The organism is Paraconexibacter antarcticus (genome assembly GCF_024220175.1).
Taxonomy (GTDB): Bacteria; Actinomycetota; Thermoleophilia; order Solirubrobacterales; family Solirubrobacteraceae; genus Paraconexibacter; species Paraconexibacter antarcticus.
Genome location: NZ_CP098502.1, coordinates 1,925,035 through 1,940,689 on the forward strand (window position 1 = coordinate 1,925,035; position 15,655 = coordinate 1,940,689).

Consider the following 15,655-nt stretch of genomic DNA (forward strand, 5'->3'; position numbering starts at 1 on the left):
AGGCGCCTGACGATATCGGTCAGTACCCCCGGCCCGGAAGCTTCACGACGCTGACGAAGAACTCGTCGATCTGGCGGACGACGTCGATGAAACGGTCGAAGTCCACCGGCTTCGTGACGTACGCGTTCGCGTGCAGGTCGTAGGACTTCAGGATGTCCTCCTCGGCGTCCGACGTCGTCAGCACGACGACGGGGATCGAGCGCAGGCCGTCGTCCGCCTTGATCTCGCGCAGGACCTCGCGGCCGTCCTTGCGCGGGAGGTTGAGGTCGAGCAGCACGAGGTCGGGCCGCTCGGTCTCCGGGTTGCGCAGCAGCTCGAGCGCCTCGACGCCGTCGCCGGCGACGAGCAGGGTGTTGTTGAGCTTGTGGTCCTCGAAGGCCTCGCGGATGAGCAGGACGTCACCCGGGTCGTCCTCGACGAGGAGCACGGTGATGGGACGGGCGGCAGCAGCGGTCATGAGGCCTCGGTGGGGTCGGGGACGTCGATGGGAAGCGTAAGGCGGAACGTCGTGCCCGGCCGCGCCGGATCCGCGGCGTGGTCGGTGTCGAGCCAGATGCGGCCGCCGTGGTACTCGACGATCTTCCGGCACATCGCGAGCCCGATGCCGGTCCCGCCGTACCGCTCCTTCGGGTGCAGCCGCTGGAAGATGACGAAGATCCGGTCGGCGTACTCGGTGTCGATGCCGATGCCGTCGTCGGAGATCGCGACGGCGCAGACGCCGGGCTCGCCCTCCGCCTCGCCCACGTCGATCCGCACGTGCGGCGAGCCCTCGCCGTGGAACTTGATCGCGTTGCCGACGAGGTTCTGGAAGACGAGCGCGAGGAGCCCCGGGTCCACCCGCACGGTCGGCAGGTCGCCGGCGACGGTCACCTCCGCGCCGCTCTCCTCGATCGCGCCGGTGAGGTCGGTGAGCGCGCGGTCGATGACCGACCGCAGCGGCACCGACTGGTGCTCCCGCGTGAGCCGGCCGACGCGCGAGAAGGCGAGCAGGTCGTTGATGAGCTCCTGCATCCGCTTCGCGCCGTCGACCGCGAAGAAGATGTACTGGTCGGCCTTCTCGTCGAGCTGCCCCTCGTACTTGCGCTGGAGCATCTGGGTGAACGAGGCGACCTTCCGCAGCGGCTCCTGCAGGTCGTGCGAGGCGACGTAGGCGAACTGCTCGAGCTCGGCGTTCGAGCGCTCGAGGTCCTGCCGCACCGCCTGGCTCGCCTCGAGCTCCTGGACGATGCGCGCGCGCATCGAGTCGACGTCCCCCGCGAGCGTGACGATGTCCAGCGGGCCGGTCGCCTCGAGCGCGCGCCCGAAGTCGCCGTCCGCGACGCGCCGGACCTCCCCGGCGAGCGCGTCGATCGGCACGGTGATCGTCCGCCGGATGACGAGGACCGCGAGCACCCCGCCCAGGAGGAGGAGACCGGACACGATCCCGAGCACGATGTTCAGCCGCCGGGCGCTGTGGTTCAGCGTCGACGTCGCGTGCATGCGCGCGAGGTTGAGCTCGCGCTGCAGGGCCGCGGTGCCGCGCCGCACGCGGTCGAAGCGGACGCGCCCGGCCCCGACGTTCACGTCGTCGGTCCGCACCTTCGTGCGCCGCGCCCGGATCGCCGGCCGGGCGAAGCCGGTCCGCCACGTCGCCCCGAGCGCGACCGCGGTGCGGAGCGAGCCCGCCGCGCGCTGCAGGACGCCGTCGCCGCTGATGAGGCGGTCGAGCTGGGCGACGGCCCGGCGCTCGTCCGCGCGCCCCCGGAGGTACGGCGCGAGGAACCGGTCGTCGCCCGCGAGGACGAAGCCGCGCACGCCCGTCTCCTGGTCGAGGTACGCGTTCTGCAGCCGCAGCGCGGTCGTCATCGCCGGGTCGATGCGCAGGACGAGCCGGTCGCGCGCGCGGGAGAGCGCGACGGACGCCTGCGTCCCCGCCACGACGCCCCCGGCGAGCACGAGGCCGAGGACGGTGGCGACGACGGCGAAGCGCTGCCCGACCCGCAGGCGCCCGGCTCGCCTCATGCGGGCGGGACCGCGAGCGACGGCGGCGGCGACGCGGCGGCCGGAGCGTCGCCGGCGGGGGACCGCTGGGCGAGGACGAGCATCGCGGCGTCGTCGGCGAGCGGGCCGCCGTTCGCCTCCTGCACCGCGGCGATCGTCGCGTCGATGAGCAGCGTCGGGTGGCCGCGCCAGCCGTCGAGCGCCCGGGCCTGCTCGCTCGCGACCGCGCAGAGGGCATCGTCGCCGAGCCGCTCGCGGCCCCCGGCGGCGCGGCCCTCGGTGAGGCCGTCGGAGTACAGGACGACGGCGTCGCCCGCGGCGAGCGTGACGTCCACCGCGGGGGCCCGCGCGCCCCACGCGACGCCGAGCGGCGGCCGCCGCTCCATGCCGCCGACGACGCGGGCGGTGCCGGTCCCGTCGACGATGATCGGCGCCGGGTGGCCGGCGAGGCGCACGTCGAGGCTCCCGCGGGCCTCGTCGAGGGCGATCATGCAGAGCGTCGCGAACGCGTCCTCGTCGTGGCGCTCGTGGATGAGGACCTCCTCGAGCACGGCGAGCGTGTCGTCCGGGCCCGCGCCCGCGAGCTGCAGCGTGCGCCAGGCGATGCGCAGGCAGACGCCGAGCGCCGCCTCGTCGGGGCCGTGGCCGGAGACGTCCCCGAGCAGGGCGTGGACGACGCCGTCCGCGGACTGCACCGCGTCGTAGAAGTCCCCGCCGAGGAGCGCGCGGCGGCGGCCGGGGAGGTAGCGCGCACCGACCGCGAGGCGCGGGTGGTCGACGAGCAGGACGGGGAGCAGGCCGCGCTCGAGGCGGCGGTTCTCCTCCGCGGCCCGCGCGGCGTCGCGGAGGCTGCGCGCGGCGAGCTCCGCGTGCGAGCGCTGGACGGCGTAGCGGATCGAGCGGTCGAGACGGTCCTCGTCGACCTGGGACTTCACGAGGTAGTCCTGCGCGCCGGCGGCGACGGCGGCGAGCCCGCGGCTGCGGTCCACGTCGCCGGTGAGGACGACGAGCGCGGAGGTCTGCGCGACCTCGCGGACCTGCGTCAGCGCGTCGAGGCCGGACGCGTCCGGCAGTCCGAGGTCGAGCAGCACGCAGTCGGGGGCGGGGCCGTCGGTGAGGAGGGCGCGCGCCTCCGCGACCGTCCGGGCTCGCGTCACGTCCGTCGCGATGCCGGCCTCGTCGAGCAGCTCGGTGACGAGGAACGCATCGCCGTCGTCGTCCTCGACGAGGAGCAGCCGGATCGGGCGGGCGTCGTCCGTGCCCGGATCGGGCGTCATCTCGAGGTCGGCGGCCATGAGGTGCGAGGGGCGGCCCGGGTGGTCGGGCGCGCGCCCACCCTATCTACAAACGGGAGAAACCCGCGTGGCAGCAGGGATTTCGCGGGACAGCGTGTTTCACTTAGCGGTCGCGTCGCGCGGTGAGGGCGTGGTAGCGCGACACCGCCTCCGCCCGGTTCGTCGCGCGGAGCTTGCGCAGGACGTGCGAGACGTGCGTCTTGGCGGTCTGCTCGGAGACGACGAGCTGCCGGGCGATCGCCGCGTTCGTCGAGCCCTCCGCCATGAGCTCCACGACCTCGACCTCGCGGGGCGTGAGAAGCGACTGCAGCCGCTCGTCGGGGACCTGGTGCGCGCCCGCCGAGCGCAGGGAGGCGTGGAGGTCCTCCTCGGCGCGGCCGAGGTGCGCGCCGAGCGCCCCGATGTGCTCGGTCACCTCGCCGGCCTCCGCGAGCAGGCGGCGCAGCTCGAGCCGCTGCTGCGCGAGGCGGTCGAGGAGCACCGCCCGGTGGAGGGCGAACGCGAACCCCTCGGCGAACGCGGCGAGGCAGAGGCGGTCGCGCTCGTCGACGTCCCGCTCGGGTTCGAAGTAGCGGTCGGCGTGGACGAAGCCGACGACGTGCCCGTCGGGGATGAGCGGCGCCGCGACGTAGGACCGCGTCCGGAACGGCTGGGTCAGGGGGAGGAAGGCACGGCTGTCGTCCTGCGGGTTCGCGACGAGGCCCGCCGTCCGCCGCCGGAGCATCTCGGTCTCGAGGACCATGTGGGTCAGCGGCAGCCGCGTGCGGCGGCTCTCGAGGAGCAGCTCGGCGGCCCACTCGGGCTGCTCGGAGAAGTGGATCGCCTCCCCGATGAGCTCGGAGTCCTGCAGGCGGAAGAGCACCGCCCGCGTGAACCCGCAGTGCGTGCACAGGCCGCGCAGCCCGCGGTCCATGACGGTGCCCGCGGTCGCCGACTCGCGCAGCTCGGCCAGGGCGCGCTGCACGCCCGCGAGCGTCTGCGTCTCGTCGGCCACGGCCATGCGACGACGCTACCAGCGGTGCGGCGCTCAGGTCTCGATTCCCGCCGCGCTCGGCGTGAACTTGTCGAACGCGATGTCGCTCTCGGGGACGCCGTGGCGGCCGGTGAGGACGGCGACCAGCGCCTCGATCATCGGCGGCGGCCCGCAGGCGCAGACGATCGGGTCCGGCAGTTCCCCCGCGCCGACGGCGGCCGCCGCCGCGTCGTGGACGAGGCCCGTCGCCCCGTCCCACTCCTCCTCGCTCAGCACGGGGACGAAGGCGAAGTCGGTCAGGCGCGCGCCGAGCGCGGCGATCTCCTCGCGCAGCGGCAGGTCGGCCTCGGTGCGGGCGCCGTAGAAGAAGCGCACGGGGCGCGTCGCCTCGGCGGCGGCGAGCTCACCGAGGAGCGAGAGGATCGGCCCGATGCCCGAGCCGCCCGCGACGAGCAGGACGGGGCGGTCGCCGGGCCGCAGCGCCATCGAGCCGTAGGGCCCGGTGAAGGCGAGCTCGTCGCCGGGCGCGAGGCTGCCGGCGCCGCCGGGCTCGAGGAGGCCGGAGAAGCGCCCGCCGGGGTACCGGCGGATGACGAGGTCGAGCGTGGCCGGGTCGTCGTCGCCGCTTTCCGGAGGGACGTTCGCCATCGAGAACGAGCGGCGCTCCTCGCCGTCGGTCCCGGGGAGGTGCAGGTCGACGTACTGGCCGGGGGTGAAGCCGAAGCCCGCGGGCTCACCGACGCTCAGGCGCAGCCGCACCATGTCGCCGGTCAGCGGCTCGACGGCGGTGACCGTCGCCCGGCCGTCGGCGATCGGGTGGGCGAGGCGCAGGTGATCGGGGTCGAGCACGTGGAGCAGCTCGACGACGACCTCGTCCGTGTCCGGGAGCGCGCGGCACAGCAGCGTGTAGCCCTGCGACTCCTCGCTCTCGGACAGCGCGTCGGGCGAGTAGCGGTCGTGCGAGACCTCGCCCTCGAGGAGGAAGCTCTTGCACGCGGTGCACTGCCCCTCACGGCAGCCGTGGACGAGGTTCCAGCCCTCGCGGAAGGCCGCGTCGAGGATCGTCTCGTCCTCGTCGCACTCGATCTCGACGCCGATGGGCTCGAAGCTGATCCTGGGTGACATCGGACGCGACCGTACCCCCGCCGGGGACGCCGCGGGGGCCCGCGACGCCGATCGGGTGAGGGATATCACCCGCTCGCCCGATGCCCGCGCCCGCGCCCGCGGCGAGAGTGGACCCATGGCCTCCCAGCAGACCCGTCGCCGCAGCGTCACGAAGACCCACGAGCGCATCGCGCAGCTCGGCTGGGATCGGGACTACCACCAGCCCGTCCCGATCTACGACACGCGCTACGTCTTCCCCGAGAAGGCGAAGGACCCGATGAAGCAGATCATGCGCGAGTACCTGCCGATGCAGCTCGAGAAGGACGAGCGCGTCTACGGCGGGTTCGACGCGGCCCTCCGCGCGGGGATGCCGACGAAGGCCGACGAGCGCTGGCTGCAGGTCATGAAGCCGCTCATCCTCATCCTCGTGTTCGCCGAGGGCGCGGCCGGCCGCTGCATGTCGGTCGTCATGGACGTCGTCCCGAACGACGAGCTGCTCAACGGCTACCACGTGCAGTTCGTCGACGAGGTCCGCCACATCGGCATGCAGATGAACCTCGCGCGCTGGTACACGAAGCACACGCCCGACCCGGCCGGCTGGCACAAGGGCCAGGAGTACATGGCCGACAACCTCATCACCCGCGCCGGGATCAACATGTTCTCCCACTCCTTCGTGGGGGACCCGATCGCCGCTGGCTTCACGATGATGACCGTCATCGAGACGGCGTTCACGAACGTCGCCTTCGTCGCCCTCCCCGACGTCGCGACGCGCAACGGCGACTTCATCCAGGCGACGACGTACTCGAGCGTCCAGTCCGACGAGGCCCGTCACATCTCCAACGGCTACGCGACGATGCTCACGGTCCTCCAGAAGGAGGAGAACATCCCGCTGATCCAGCACGACCTGCAGCAGGCGTGGTGGGTCGTCCACGCGTGGGTCGACCCGTTCGTGGGCTCGGTGATGGAGTACTTCTCGACCGACCGCTCCGACAACGAGAACTACATCACGAAGTGGGACCGCTGGATCCGCGACGACTGGTACCGCTCCTACGTCGAGCAGCTCGGGAAGATGGGCGTGACGATCCCGCCGGACATGTTCGACCGCGCCCGCGAGCGCCTCGTCGCCGGCCTGGTCCACAAGACGGCGCCGCTCGCCTTCGCCACGTGGCCGCTGAACTTCTGGAAGTTCGACCCGCTGACGGAGACCGACTTCGAGTGGTTCGAGGACAAGTACCCCGGCTGGTACGACGAGTACGGCGCGACGTGGGAGGCCTACGGAGCCCTCGCGGACCCGGCCGAGGGCGCGATCCTGCTCTCGGGCTTCATGGAGGGCGCGCCGCCCTTCTGCTGGACGTGCATGCTCGCGTGCGTCATCGACGACGACATGTGCCACCGCACGTGCTGCGACCGCCACGGCGTCGAGCGCACCCGCTTCTACTGCTCGCCCGAGTGCCGGTGGCTCGACGAGACGAACCCCGGTCGCTACACCGGCGACCGCAACTACTTCGACAAGTACCACGGGATGGCGCTCTCGGAGGTCATCGTGAAGCTCGGGCTGCTCCGCGCCGACGGGAAGACCCTCGTCGGCCAGCCGCACCTGCGCACCGACAAGATGTGGACGATCGACCACATCCGCGACTGCGACTTCACCGTCCTGTCGCCGAACATCACCTCCGCGGAGGCGATGGGCCTGCCGAGCGGGAGCTGGCACGATGACGGCGACCCGTTCGGGGCGGTGCAGGGCGACGGCAACGGCTTCCAGCCCGTGACGCTTTACGGCGGAGGCGTCGGCCAGGCCGGTGACGGCCGCGTGCGCGTCGACGACCTCGCCCGCGCCGCGGTCGGCGACACGCCGTGGGTGAAGCTCTGATGGCCGGCGAGGTGCGGGCCGGCGAGCGCCGGCAGCGGCGCGGCGACGATCCCGAGCGCTCCTTCCAGTGGATCGTCCCGAAGGGCCGCAAGGCGTCGCTCTACGAGGACCTGACCGTCGACACGCAGCCGTCGGTCCACCGCTTCATGACGAGCGGCTACACGTGCTCGTTCCCCGACGGGCGCGGGACGTGGTGGGAGGACTCCACCGCCCTGGACGTCGAGACGTGGTCGGCCTTCCGGGATCCGAACGAGCTGTGGGAACGCCCGTACTACCAGCAGGGGGCGCAGGGTGAGCGGGAGATCGAGGGGGCCGTGCGCAGCGCGCGCTCCGAGGCCCTGTACGCCGACATGGATCCCGCCTGGGTCGAGTTCCTGCGCCGCGACGGCCAGGTCCAGGCGTTCGTGGAGCACGGTGTCTGGTCGCTGGCCACCCGGCGCTCGCGCGCGGCCCTGGCCGACACCCTCACCCACGGGATCGTGCTCTACGCGGCCGTCAAGCAGCGGCAGGCGCAGGCCCTCGTGATCGAGGGGATGGACCTCGACGAGGACCTCGGCGGGTTCCCGATCGAGGCCGCGAAGGCCCGCTGGCTGGAGGCGCCCGAGTGGCAGCCCACGCGCCGGCTCGTCGAGCGGCTCGGCACGATCACCGACTGGGGCGAGGTCATCGTCGTCTGCGGCCTCGTCGTCGAGCCCCTGCTCGGCAACCTCGTCCGCCGCGAGCTGTTGCTCCGCGGTGCCCACCGTGCCGCGGACCCGGTCACCCCGGCGGTCATCCGTGTCGCACAGCGCGAGGGGGACTGGTGGCGCGACTTCGCGGCCGCCTTCACCCGGTTCGCGGTCGCCGATCCCACCCACGGCGATGCGAACCGGGCCCTCGTGGCGCGCTGGCTCGCCGACTGGGAGCCGGAGACGGCCGCCGCGATCGACGCGCTCGAGGGCGTCTTCGCCGGGGCGCCCGGGGTCGACTTCGCGACCGCGCAAGAGCGGGTGCGAGCGGACTACGAGGCGCTGCTGGCGGAGTCCGGGCTCGATACGGCGGTGAGCACCTGATGTCGGTGACGAACGGCCCCGCGCCGCAGGCCGACGGCGACCAGACCTTCGACTACGTCGGGATCACGATCGCCCGCAGCGTGGAGGGGGACGCGATCGTCGACGCCCTCTGCGAGCACGAGGGCGTCGAGGTCTACGAGAACGCGTCCTACTGCGAGGTCCGCGCCCGCGGGCGGCTGCGCCTCGACTTCGCCGAGCTGTCGGACGAGTGCGGCTTCCCGGTCGACGGGAGCCTCATCCAGGTCGTCATGTCGACGTACTACGGCCGCATCGCCATGACCGACGACGCGGTGATTCTCACGCACGACGTGCACGAGGCCGCGACCGTCACGTGAGCGGGGGCTAGGCTCCGCGGATGACGTACGACACGGCCGAGGCCCGGCGCGAGCTGCTGGACGCGATCGGGGACGCGGCCGACCACATCGGCGTCGCCCTCGCCGACCTCGGCGAGGCCTACGAGCACGTCGACGACCAGACCGGCGAGCGCCTGGAGGGGGAGCTCTTCCGCCCGGTGCAGACCGCCTACGGCCGGGCGAAGCGCGCCCACTCCGGGTTCGCGGAGCGTCACGACCTGCCCACCCGGACGTTCACCGCCGCGACGCCCGGCCACCCGTCGCAGGGCGTCAAGGGCTTCGTCGACAGCGCGGTCGCCGCCTGCGGCCGCGCCGACGCGACGCTCGTGACCCTCCAGGACTCCATGAAGCTCGTCGACGTCGGCGACGGGGAGCTCCGCGCGGGCCTCGCGGAGGTCCGCCGCATCCTGCACGAGGTTCCCGGCCGCGCGCGGCTGTTCGTGCGGACGCTCGGGCGGTAGCCGGCGCCGCGCGCGGCGTTCCCGCGGGAACGTCGGCCGCCGCCGCCGGCGGCGGCGCGCCAGGCCGGTCCGCCCCGCCGGGCCGCCCGGGCCACCCGCCCGCCCGGCCCGGGGCCGACACCTTACGATTTTCGTCTTGTAGGGCTCGGCGGGTCGGGCAGGGCTTTCTGCCCCCTGTCTTCGTGATCTGGGGGGTGTTGCCACCCGACCCGTCCGGGCACCTCGAGTCGCTTATAGGGACCTGCCCCGAGAGGGCTCATTCGTAAGGTGGATGCGACGGAGGTGCCGTTCGAGCCCGGAGTGCTCGGCGAGCGAAAGGGACCTGGTGGTGGACGAGATCCTGAGATGGATCGGGCTTGATGTCGGCAAGAGCGACCATCACGCGACGCTCATCGATCCAACCGGAACGGTGCTGTTCGACAGGCCGTGCCGCAACGACGAGCAGGCGATCGAGAAGCTGCTCGACGATGCGGGCCCGAACGCGGCGCTGGTGATCGACCAGCCCGGCTCGATTGGCACGCTCGCGGTCGCGCTCGCCCGGCGGCGCGGGATCCCGGTCGCGTACATCCCGGGGCTGGTCATGCGCCGCGCCTCGCAGCTGTATCCCGGCGAGGCAAAGACCGATCGCAAGGACAGCTTCGTGATCGCCGACACCGCCCGCATCCACCAGGCACGGGTGCACTGGCTGACCCCGAGCGACGAGCTGCTGCAGGAGCTCAGCGTCCTGGGCGGCTACGACGACGACCTCGCGCACGACCGAACGAGGACCGCGAATCGGCTGCGGGACCTGCTGCTGCAGGCCAGCCCCGCGGTCGAGCGCGTCCTCGGACCACGACTTGACCACGCCGCCGTTCGCGCACTGCTCGAGCGCTACCCAACGCCCACGGCGATGCGCGCGGCGGGCAAGCGCCGGCTGCTCAGGATCGTTCAACCGAAGGCGCCGCGGATGGGCGCATGACTCGTCGACGACCTCCTCGCCGCGCTCGAGTCTCAGACCGTGAGCGTTCCCGCGGAAGCGACGATCGGCCGCATCATCCGCGACCTCGCGATCGAGCTCACCCGCCTTGCGACATCACGCGAGCAGCTCGCCCGCGACATCGAGGCGGTGTTCACCTGCCACCCTCAGGCACCGGTCCTGCTGAGCATCCCGGGAATCGGGGCACGGACCGGAGCCAGGATCCTCATCGAGATCGGTGACGTCTCTCGATTCCCCACCCCGGGCCACCTCGCCGCCTACGCCGGCCTGGCGCCGGTGACCAAACAATCCGGCACCTCGATTCGCGGCGAGCACCGATCGCGCCGCGGCAACCACCGCCTGAAGAACGCGCTCTGGCTCTCGGCGTTCTGCAGCCTGCATCACCCGCCATCACGCGACTACTACGCCATGAAACGCTCCCAGGGCAAGCAGCACAACGCCGCCATTCTTTGCCTCGCCCGCCGCCGCTGCGACCTCATCCACAAGATGCTCCGCACCGGCCTGACCTACGGCGAACTCCCCGCCGGCAAGACCGGCTCACCCATCCCCGTCTCTGCCTGACCCCAAAGTTGACAAACCCATAGGGACACCCCCCCGGCCCGATCCGCCTGACCGATCCGTGCGGCAGGTCCGTCCGACAAATCCGTCCTACCGTCATGCGAACATGCGTTCGTGCGCACGAGCAAGGAAGCAGAGGCCGAGGCAGCGAGCGTCGAGGCGCTCGGAGACGAGATCGCGTCCCTCGCGGCCCACATCAGCGCGGCGACCTGTCGCTGGCTCGGCCTGATCGCGGAGTTCGACGAGCGGCTCGGCTGGGCCGCGGCCGGTGCCTCGTCCTGCGCGGCGTGGGTCTCGTGGCGCTGCGGCGTCGCCCCGGGCACGGCGCGGGAGCACGTCCGCGTCGCCCGGCGCCTTCAGGAGCTGCCGCTCGTCGGCGCGGCCTTCGCCGCGGGGGAGCTCTCGTACGCCAAGGCCCGCGCGCTGACCCGGGTCGAGGCGATCAAGGACGAGGCCGAGCTCGTCGAGCTCGCGCGGCACGCCAACGCGGCGCAGCTCGAGCGCATCGTCCGGGCCTTCCGGTCGGTCACCCGCGAGGACGCGGCCGACGCCTACGCCGACCGCTGCCTCGAGCTGTTCACCGACTCCGACGGCACGCTCCACATCAACGGCCGCCTGCCGGCCGAGCTCGGTGCGACCGTCATGGCGGCGGTCCTCGCGGCCGAGGAGCTCCTGCGCTGGCCGGTCGCCGCGGCCGGCAACGACGCCATCACCGACGCGAGCCCCCGGCCCGAGCCCGTCCCGGCCGGCGCGCTGCGCGCCGACGCCCTCGTCGCGCTCGCGCAGGCCGCCACCGGCCACACGACGATCACCGACGGCGAGACCGCGCCGCGCCTGGCGCCCGGTGCCGTGCAGGTCACCGTCCACGTCGACGCCGCGACCCTGACGGACCCCCACCCGGCGGACGTTCCCGCGGGAACGCGCGACCGCATCTGCGAGGTCGAGGCGGGCCCGCCGCTCGCCGCCGAGACGGTGCGTCGCCTGTGCTGCGACGCCGGCATCGTGCCGGTCGTCCGCGGGGCGGAGGGGGAGGTGCTCTCGGTCGGGCGCCGGACCCGGTCGATCCCGCCGGCGATCCGCCGCGCGCTCGCCGTGCGCGACGACGGCTGCCGCTTCCCGGGATGCGTGCGCCGGCGCTGGCTGCACGCCCACCACATCGAGCACTGGGCCCACGGCGGCCACACGGAGCTGAAGAACCTCGTCCTGCTCTGCCGGCACCACCATCAGCTCGTCCACGAGGGCGGCTGGCAGCTCATCGTCACCCCGGACATGCGCTCCGTCGACGCGCTCGCGCCGGACGGCCACCACGTCCCCGCCGTGCCGTCGCCCCCGTGCCCGGACCCCACGGCCACGGGGAAGCTCCCGCCCGGCGACCCGCAAGCGCTCTACCCGAAGTCCGCCGGCGCCCCCTGGGACCTCGGCCTGGCGGTCGACGCCCTCCTGGCCTGGACGGAGCGGCCGCCCGATCCGGGCGGCCGCTAACCCGCCAGCACGAGCGCCGCCTCGAGCGCCGGCCCGTACGTCGGGTCGCGCAGCAGCGCCTGCCGGATGCCCTCGCCGAGGATGCCCGACTCACCGCGGGACGCGCCGAGGACCGTCCACTCGCGCTCGACGTCTGCGCCGCCGCGGACCGTCCGCCGGTAGTGCGCGCGCAGGCCGCCCTCTCCGCGGTCGAAGCGCAGCGTGCGGCCCGAGGCGGACTCGAGCGTCACGCCGGCGAGCCCCGGGACCGACATCGACGGGTCGGCGACGAGCTTGACCTTCACGTCCTGGCGCTTGCCGTGGGCGGTCCCGCTGCGGGTGGCGCCGTTGCCCGCCCGCGTGACGAGCGGGGAGAGCTCCCAGCCGAGCCGGGAGCCGAGCCAGCCGACGACCAGCAGCGCGGCTGCGGCGGAGTCCGGGTGGTGGCGGATCTGGAGTCCGCTCAGCAGCTTCAGGTCGCCGCGCACGGGCGCCGGGTCGAACGTCGCCGCGATCCGCTCGCGCCACGGCGTCGAGCGCAGCCACGCGAGGTCGACGACGTAGAGCTCGTCCGACAGGTCGCTCGCCCGCTGGAGCGCCTCGTCGACGTCCGGGTCCGCGACCGAGTCGAGCAGGACGATCTGGCTGAGGTGACGCAGGGCGTCGACGGCCTCGTCGTGGCCGTGCGGCGCCCACACCATCGTCGACAGGTCGGTGACGACGAGCGGGTCGACGATCGTGTCGACGTGCGCGAGGTGCTGGGGGCCGCAGGTGACGATGACCGTCTCGCGGAGGACGGCGAAATCGCCGGGCTTCGTCTCCGCCGGGCCCGCGACGGTCGCCACCGCGTCGAGCGTCGTGCGCCTGGGCTCGACCTCGACGACGACGGTCCGCGACGGATGCAGCCGCCCGACACGCCGCAGCCGGTTCGCGATCTCGCCGCTCCACTGCTTGTCGACGATGCACACGAGGTTCATGACGCGCGCGGGGACGTACGCGCTGTTCGCGGCGTGCGCCTCGCCGAGCAGCCGCCGGATCGCCGCCTCGATCGCGGCCGGCGACGTGTCGCGCTCGCGCCAGACCCCGTCCATCATCGCGGCGGGCGGGGCCGCCATTCAGATCGCCCGCCACTCGTCGTCGCCGAGGAGCAGCTCGTTCGCCTCCGGCGGCCCCTGCGAGCCGGACGGGTACTCGACGAGCGTCTCGGCCTCGTCCTCCCAGCGGCGGACGACCGGGTCGATGATGCGCCACTGCGCCTCGACCTCGTCGTTGCGCGTGAAGAGCGTCGCGTCCCCGCGCATCGCGTCCATGATGAGCCGCTCGTACGCCTCGGGCGACTGCGACATGAACGCCGTCCCGTAGAGGAACTCCATGTTCACCGGCCGGATGCGCATGCGGGTGCCGGGGATCTTCGCGCCGAGCGACATGGACACGCCCTCGTTCGGCTGCATCGTGAAGATGAGCTGGTTGGGCTTGACGCCGACCGACCCCTCGCTGCCGAACGCGAGGTGGGGGACGGGTTTGAACGTCACCGCGATCTCGGTGACCTTCCGCGCCAGGCGCTTGCCGGTCCGCAGGTAGAACGGGACCCCGGCCCAGCGCCAGTTCTCGACGTGCAGGCGCAGCGCCGCGTACGTCTCCGTGTGCGAGTCCGCGGGGACGCCGTCCTCCTGCAGGTACCCGGGGACGTCCTCGCCCGCAGCCGTGCCGGGGCCGTACCGCGCGCGGAACGTCGCGTCGCGGTGCGGCGGCCGGATCGAGTGGAGGACCTTCACCTTCTCCGAGCGCACCTCGTCGGCCGAGAAGTCGACCGGCGGCTCCATGCACAGCAGCGTGAGCAGCTGGAGCATGTGGTTCTGGACGAGGTCGCGCAGCGCGCCCGCGTGGTCGTAGTAGCCCGCCCGCGTCCCGATCCCGATGTCCTCCGACGCGGTGATCTGGACGTTGTCGATGAAGTTCCGGTTGAACAGCGGCTCGAACATCGAGTTCGCGAACCGGAACGCCAGCATGTTCTGGACGGTCTCCTTGCCGAGGTAGTGGTCGATCCGGAAGACCTGCGACTCGTCGAGGACCGACAGCACGCGCTGGTTGAGGTCCTGCGCCTCGGCGAGCGTCGTGCCGAACGGCTTCTCGATGATGACGCGGACCTCGCGCTCGCCCGCGGCCTTCGTGAGCTCCTCGTTCCCGAGGGCCTCGACGATGACGGGGAAGAACTCCGGCGCCGTCGAGAGGTAGAAGGCCCGGTTCAGCGGCTGGCCGGCGGCCTCGTCGAACGCGTCGAGCTGCTCCTTCAGACCGCGGTAGACCGACTCGTCGTCGAACGTCCCCGGGACGTACTTCGCCTCCGCGAGCAGCGCCTCGAGCACCTTCTCGTCCGGCTCGCGCCGCGAGAACGAGCGGATCGCCTCCGCCGCCTCGGCCGCGAAGTCCTCGTGCGCCTTCTCCCGGCGCGAGACGCCGATGAGGTGGAACCGCTCGGGAAGCGCGCCCTCGTGCGCGAGGTTGTAGAGCGCGGGGAGGAGCTTGCGCTTCGCGAGGTCGCCCGTGGCGCCGAAGATGACGAGGACGGTGGGGTGGACCGGCAGCCGCTCGAGCCCCTTGGCGAGGGGGTTCTCCGGGGCCTCGCTCATGAGGGCTTCGTCTTCTTGACGGCCTTCGTGATCGCGTGCCCGCCGAACTGGTTGCGCAGCGCGGCGTTGACCTTGGCCGCGAACGCGTTCTGCCCGCGCGAGGAGAAGCGCTCGTACAGCGAGGCGGTGATGACCGGCATCGGGATGCGCTTGTCGATCGCGTCCTCGACGGTCCAGCGGCCCTCGCCGGAGTCCTCGACGAACGGTGCGATCTCGTCGAGGGCGTTGCCCTCCTCGTCGAACGCCTTCGCCGCGAGCTCGCAGAGCCAGGAGCGGACGACCGAGCCCTGCATCCACAGGTGCGCGACCTTCGCGTTGTCGATGTCGTACTCGGAGGCGTCGAAGAGCGAGAACCCCTCCGCGTACGCCTGCATCATCCCGTACTCGATCCCGTTGTGGACCATCTTCACGTAGTGGCCGGCGCCGACCGGGCCGAAGTGGTTCCAGCCCGGGCCGTGCTGCTCGGTCTTCGGCGGGGCGAGGACATCGAGGATCGGCGCGACGCGCTTCACGGAGGCCGCGGGGCCGCCGACCATCATGCAGTAGCCGACCTCGAGGCCCCACACGCCGCCGCTCGTGCCGACGTCCATGTAGTCGATCCCGAGCGGCTTCAGCGCCGCCGCCCGCGCCTTGTCGTCGGTCCAGCGCGAGTTGCCGCCGTCGATGATCGTGTCGCCCTTCTCGAGGAGCTTCGCGAGCTTGTCGACCGCGTCCTGCGTGATCTGCCCGGACGGGACCATGAGCCACACCGTGCGGGGGGCGTCGAGCTTCTTCACGAGGTCGGCGAGCGACGTCGCCGGCCGCGCGCCGGCCTCCTTCGCCTTCGCGCGCGCCTCCTTGGACGGGTCGAAGGCGACGACGTCGTGGTCCGAGTCGCGCTTGATGCGGGCGACCATGTTGCCGCCCATCCGGCCGAGGCCGACGAAGCCGATCTGCGCCATG

Annotated in this window: 13 protein-coding genes and 1 pseudogene; 6 read left to right on the forward strand and 8 right to left on the reverse strand. The window is 72.6% G+C overall.

The window, feature by feature from the left end:
* Positions 1 to 19: 19 nt before the first annotated feature.
* The 5 genes from NBH00_RS09470 to NBH00_RS09490 all read right to left on the reverse strand — a co-directional run bounded on the left by NBH00_RS09470 (position 20) and on the right by NBH00_RS09490 (position 5,373).
* Entirely contained in the window at positions 20 to 457 is a 438-nt protein-coding gene (locus NBH00_RS09470; protein WP_254573092.1) for a response regulator, read from the reverse strand.
* Positions 454 to 2,001, reverse strand: coding sequence for a sensor histidine kinase (locus NBH00_RS09475; protein WP_254573093.1), 1,548 nt, complete (start codon positions 1,999 to 2,001; stop codon positions 454 to 456). Before NBH00_RS09475 ends, NBH00_RS09470 begins: the two co-directional genes overlap by 4 nt.
* Positions 1,998 to 3,275, reverse strand: a complete 1,278-nt coding sequence (locus tag NBH00_RS09480) for a PP2C family protein-serine/threonine phosphatase (protein WP_254573094.1) — start codon at positions 3,273 to 3,275, stop codon at positions 1,998 to 2,000. The genes NBH00_RS09475 and NBH00_RS09480 overlap by 4 nt, the downstream gene beginning before the upstream one ends.
* Before the next feature lie 103 nt (positions 3,276 to 3,378).
* A complete protein-coding gene (locus NBH00_RS09485) occupies positions 3,379 to 4,275 on the reverse strand; it encodes a helix-turn-helix transcriptional regulator (RefSeq protein WP_254573095.1) in 897 nt (298 codons plus the stop codon).
* 27 nt (positions 4,276 to 4,302) lie between these two features.
* Positions 4,303 to 5,373 carry a 2Fe-2S iron-sulfur cluster binding domain-containing protein gene (locus tag NBH00_RS09490; RefSeq protein ID WP_254573096.1) on the reverse strand — a complete coding sequence of 357 codons (1,071 nt, stop codon included), beginning with the start codon at positions 5,371 to 5,373 and terminating at the stop codon, positions 4,303 to 4,305.
* A gap of 115 nt (positions 5,374 to 5,488) precedes the next feature.
* Here NBH00_RS09490 and NBH00_RS09495 point away from each other — a divergent pair, with 115 nt between their 5' ends.
* From NBH00_RS09495 to NBH00_RS09520, 6 genes and pseudogenes are all read left to right on the forward strand, one after another.
* On the forward strand, positions 5,489 to 7,222 hold the full coding sequence (locus NBH00_RS09495) for a ferritin family protein (RefSeq protein ID WP_254573097.1): 1,734 nt from the start codon (positions 5,489 to 5,491) through the stop codon (positions 7,220 to 7,222).
* Positions 7,207 to 8,274: a ferritin family protein gene (locus tag NBH00_RS09500; protein ID WP_254573098.1), complete on the forward strand. Its 1,068-nt coding sequence runs from the start codon at positions 7,207 to 7,209 to the stop codon at positions 8,272 to 8,274. The genes NBH00_RS09495 and NBH00_RS09500 overlap by 16 nt, the downstream gene beginning before the upstream one ends.
* Positions 8,275 to 8,279: 5 nt before the next feature.
* Positions 8,280 to 8,609, forward strand: a complete 330-nt coding sequence (locus NBH00_RS09505) for an MmoB/DmpM family protein (RefSeq protein ID WP_254573099.1) — start codon at positions 8,280 to 8,282, stop codon at positions 8,607 to 8,609.
* Positions 8,610 to 8,629: 20 nt separating this feature from the next.
* Positions 8,630 to 9,088 (forward strand): hypothetical protein, encoded by a 459-nt coding sequence (locus tag NBH00_RS09510; RefSeq protein WP_254573100.1) that lies wholly within the window; start codon positions 8,630 to 8,632, stop codon positions 9,086 to 9,088.
* 271 nt (positions 9,089 to 9,359) lie between these two features.
* A pseudogene (locus tag NBH00_RS09515) lies at positions 9,360 to 10,625 on the forward strand (IS110 family RNA-guided transposase).
* Between the two features lie 111 nt (positions 10,626 to 10,736).
* Entirely contained in the window at positions 10,737 to 12,104 is a 1,368-nt protein-coding gene (locus tag NBH00_RS09520; protein ID WP_254573101.1) for an HNH endonuclease, read from the forward strand.
* On the opposite strand, the gene NBH00_RS09525 is transcribed toward NBH00_RS09520, so the two are convergent.
* Genes NBH00_RS09525 through gnd form a run of 3 tightly spaced genes read right to left on the reverse strand, consistent with a single transcriptional unit; the run spans position 12,101 to position 15,654 of the window.
* The gene (locus tag NBH00_RS09525; RefSeq protein ID WP_254573102.1) at positions 12,101 to 13,198 is read right to left on the reverse strand and encodes a glucose-6-phosphate dehydrogenase assembly protein OpcA; all 1,098 of its coding nucleotides are present in this window, start codon (positions 13,196 to 13,198) and stop codon (positions 12,101 to 12,103) included. The genes NBH00_RS09520 and NBH00_RS09525 overlap by 4 nt on opposite strands.
* Entirely contained in the window at positions 13,199 to 14,713 is a 1,515-nt protein-coding gene (zwf, locus tag NBH00_RS09530) for a glucose-6-phosphate dehydrogenase (RefSeq protein WP_254573103.1), read from the reverse strand.
* On the reverse strand, positions 14,710 to 15,654 hold the full coding sequence (gene gnd / locus NBH00_RS09535; RefSeq protein WP_254573104.1) for a phosphogluconate dehydrogenase (NAD(+)-dependent, decarboxylating): 945 nt from the start codon (positions 15,652 to 15,654) through the stop codon (positions 14,710 to 14,712). Before gnd ends, zwf begins: the two co-directional genes overlap by 4 nt.
* Position 15,655: the final 1 nt, after the last annotated feature.

Excerpts from the sequence above, each read along its gene's own strand:
- NBH00_RS09495 (WP_254573097.1), top strand. The coding sequence starts at position 5,489 with ATGGCCTCCCAGCAGACCCGTCGCCGCAGCGTCACGAAGACCCACGAG.
- NBH00_RS09480 (WP_254573094.1), bottom strand. The coding sequence starts at position 3,275 with ATGGCCGCCGACCTCGAGATGACGCCCGATCCGGGCACGGACGACGCC.
- NBH00_RS09485 (WP_254573095.1), bottom strand. The coding sequence starts at position 4,275 with ATGGCCGTGGCCGACGAGACGCAGACGCTCGCGGGCGTGCAGCGCGCC.
- gnd (WP_254573104.1), bottom strand. The coding sequence starts at position 15,654 with ATGGCGCAGATCGGCTTCGTCGGCCTCGGCCGGATGGGCGGCAACATG.
- NBH00_RS09525 (WP_254573102.1), bottom strand. The coding sequence starts at position 13,198 with ATGGCGGCCCCGCCCGCCGCGATGATGGACGGGGTCTGGCGCGAGCGC.
- NBH00_RS09510 (WP_254573100.1), top strand. The coding sequence starts at position 8,630 with ATGACGTACGACACGGCCGAGGCCCGGCGCGAGCTGCTGGACGCGATC.
- NBH00_RS09490 (WP_254573096.1), bottom strand. The coding sequence starts at position 5,373 with ATGTCACCCAGGATCAGCTTCGAGCCCATCGGCGTCGAGATCGAGTGC.
- NBH00_RS09470 (WP_254573092.1), bottom strand. The coding sequence starts at position 457 with ATGACCGCTGCTGCCGCCCGTCCCATCACCGTGCTCCTCGTCGAGGAC.
- NBH00_RS09475 (WP_254573093.1), bottom strand. The coding sequence starts at position 2,001 with ATGAGGCGAGCCGGGCGCCTGCGGGTCGGGCAGCGCTTCGCCGTCGTC.
- zwf (WP_254573103.1), bottom strand. The coding sequence starts at position 14,713 with ATGAGCGAGGCCCCGGAGAACCCCCTCGCCAAGGGGCTCGAGCGGCTG.